A 2,910-nucleotide genomic window follows, 5' to 3' on the forward strand; every position below is an offset into this window, starting at 1 on the left:
GATAATGGTCCCGAATTTATCGCACAAAAGATGAAGGATTGGTGCCAAAATAATCAAATAGAATTAACCTATATTCAACCTGAAAAACCTACCCAAAACAGTTTGATTGAGCGTTTTAATAGAACATTTCGACAGGAAGTATTGGATTGTTATATGTTTGAATCAACCCGCCAAATGCAGAATTATGTAAACGCATGGATATGGATTTATAATAATGAAAGACCTCATTCTGGGCTGAATTATATGACGCCTATAGGGTTCTTGTTGAAATATGGGAAACTCAACTTTGAAACCGCCGAAGAGTTTCCCACATTTCAACAAGAGAAATTTAAAATTATTGATTGGATTTCTTTAGTTTTGAATGTAGCTAATTGAGGGAAGCTTACATAACCGCTTTGTCAAAGAAGAAATTTTTACCATTCTTCCTTAATTTCTCAAACACTGTATTATGAATTATTTTTTTGGTATCATAAATTTTAACCTCCATTTTAATAGTGGTAACAGGTCCTAAGCCATCGGAAGGCAATCTTTCATATTTAGTTTCACTTCTATTAAATAATAACTCTATTTTTTCTAAATCCTCAAATGCATTCCATACAAATGTCTCTTGTTTTCTGTACATATTTCCAAACTCATCATCTTTAGGGTTTTGAATTAAGCTAAAATGTTTTACCCCTTTAATAGTTTGAGCATCATCTAAATTTTTACAAAACTGCATACAATAAATTTGCTGAAATTATAATTTTTATAATCTGCATCATCTATATTCAAAAAAATCATTTTTTTAAACTATCCCTTAAAAAAAAGAAACTTTTAGATGAATTACTTATACTAGAATATGTGTCTTCTTTACAGTGAAAAATGAATTTATATTTATAAAAATTATCATTTAGGGATATTTTATTATTGATTTCAGTTGCCATTTTATTAGAAATTTCTTTAAAAAAAATATCAAGTTAATAAGTTAAATTTGAATAATTAACTTTAAAATCAGAACAATCAGCTGGTGATAGGTGAACTACTTTTTAATATTAAGTTTTTTAATTTCAGTCCTTTTGAATTTGAATTTCTTATCGCCTGAACGAACATATTCATAAATTATTTCATAGTTAATAAATTTTGAATTAAGATTTAATTTATTTTCAATTTCAATAGCAATATCTTTTGCTTTTATTTTTAAACTATCTAAATCAATATTGATATTTGACTCTTTTTTTCTAATTATTAATCTATAAGTAACGCTATCCCGAGGATCTGAAATATGATATTTTGGTTCTCTCCAAATATCTAATGCCTTACTTTCACTTTTTACTTTTTCAAAAAGAATTTTTTCTGCGGGTCTTAACTCACCATCTCCTGGAGTAAATAACCAAAAAATAAAAATTCCCATATAGCGATAACATAGATAAATAAAAACAAATATTGTCGAGAGTATTATTGCTTTCTTTTTCATTGATTTTGAGTATAATATTTTTTTATTTTCTTATCGAAGAAATAGTATTTACCATTCTTTTTTAATTTTTCAAAAACCGTATTATGAATTATTTTTTTGGTATCATAAATTTTAACCTCCATTTTAATAGTGGTAACAGGTCCTAAGCCATCGGAAGGCAATCTTTCATATTTAGTTTCACTTCTATTAAATAATAACTCTATTTTTTCTAAATCCTCAAATGCATTCCATACAAATGTCTCTTGTTTTGTATACATATGTCCAAATTCATCGTGTTTAGGGTTTTGAATTAAGCCATAATACTTCATCCCTTTTATTGTTTGAGAATCGTCAAGATTTTTATATGATAAAACAGGATCCCAAGTAATATCTATTTGATATGTTTTGTCTGGTAAAGTAACAGAAAATTGAGAAGTATCTGCTGGTGATAGGTGAACAACTTTACTAACTTTTACTCCTTTTTTAACTAAAAAACTTATCATACCTTCGGCAAAAGCACCACCCATACTATGAGAGACAATCATTATTTTTCTTTTGTCTTTAAAAACTTCTTTGAAAAATTTAGATTTTTGATTTTTATATCTATCAGTTGCAAATTTTTCTCCATTTTTCCATCGAGTTCCTCCTTGAGAATGCCAATTCCCTGCTCCGTTTAAAAAAAATTCAATTTCAGTTTTAAAGTATTTTTTTGAGACTTCCCTTAAGCTTTTCCCCCAATATTTTTCATTCCATTGGTCTCCAGCATAAGGCATATCTTTATTCCAATAACCACAAACAAAAATTATCAATGGTTCAAGCATAGTTACGTTTACACTTATACTATCACTTGCTTTTTTATAAAAGGCATAAACCCTTGCCTTTTCACATTCATTATTAATAGCTATATTAATAATAATTTTCCCATCTTTACTAAGTTGATTATTAGAAGCTACTCCTCCTAATTCTTTAATTTTTTCATCATCATTTTTAGTTGCCCACTTTAAGAGTTTAACCTCAGCCTCGGTTGGTTTTCTTGACGGTGTAGCCTTGTAGGTGTAAAATTTTTCAAAACCTATTTTATCCATCAACTTGTCATTCTCATCAAAAGGCCCTTCAACTTTAATAATTTTTAAATCTGTTAATGTTGCTGATTTAGGTTTGTTATGAGTTACACCTTTATCTACACCTTTTTGTATTACCTGTTGTTGAGAATGGTTCTCAATATTCTCTTTGCTGTGAACTTTAAAATTTCCTCCTGTTGTTAGAAATACATTGCCTTTTACAATTGTTGTCTTTCCCATAACATTTTAGAATATTTTAGACTTCTCTGCAGAATTATTCTGAACTTCTTTTTTAGAATGTTGTTCGTGAGTTCCTTCGCTTTGAGAAACTATTTTTCCGTTGCTCGAAAGAATTCTTTCCTTTTTTGTTTCAGAAACCATATCTCCATCAATAATCTCCGTCAACTTACCTGTTAC

Annotated in this window: 4 protein-coding genes; 1 reads left to right on the forward strand and 3 read right to left on the reverse strand. The window is 28.4% G+C overall.

The genetic code is table 11. The annotated features are described in order from the left end of the window. On the forward strand, window positions 1–375 hold a 375-nt coding region (locus B0A78_RS08555), incomplete at its 5' end, for an integrase core domain-containing protein (RefSeq protein ID WP_133065783.1). A gap of 7 nt (window positions 376–382) precedes the next feature. Here the strand turns inward: B0A78_RS08555 and B0A78_RS08560 are convergent. The 3 genes from B0A78_RS08560 to B0A78_RS08570 form a co-directional block, all read right to left on the reverse strand. Further along, window positions 383–718 (reverse strand): hypothetical protein, encoded by a 336-nt coding sequence (locus B0A78_RS08560; RefSeq protein ID WP_014166613.1) that lies wholly within the window; start codon window positions 716–718, stop codon window positions 383–385. 300 nt (window positions 719–1,018) lie between these two features. Further along, complete coding sequence (locus B0A78_RS08565) at window positions 1,019–1,453, reverse strand: hypothetical protein (RefSeq protein WP_123906739.1); 435 nt, start codon at window positions 1,451–1,453, stop codon at window positions 1,019–1,021. Beyond that, window positions 1,450–2,733 (reverse strand): hypothetical protein, encoded by a 1,284-nt coding sequence (locus tag B0A78_RS08570; protein ID WP_097609577.1) that lies wholly within the window; start codon window positions 2,731–2,733, stop codon window positions 1,450–1,452. The genes B0A78_RS08565 and B0A78_RS08570 overlap by 4 nt, the downstream gene beginning before the upstream one ends. Window positions 2,734–2,910: the final 177 nt, after the last annotated feature.

Origin of the sequence: Flavobacterium columnare NBRC 100251 = ATCC 23463, from assembly GCF_002530675.1 — a bacterium.
Lineage (GTDB): Bacteria > Bacteroidota > Bacteroidia > Flavobacteriales > Flavobacteriaceae > Flavobacterium > Flavobacterium columnare.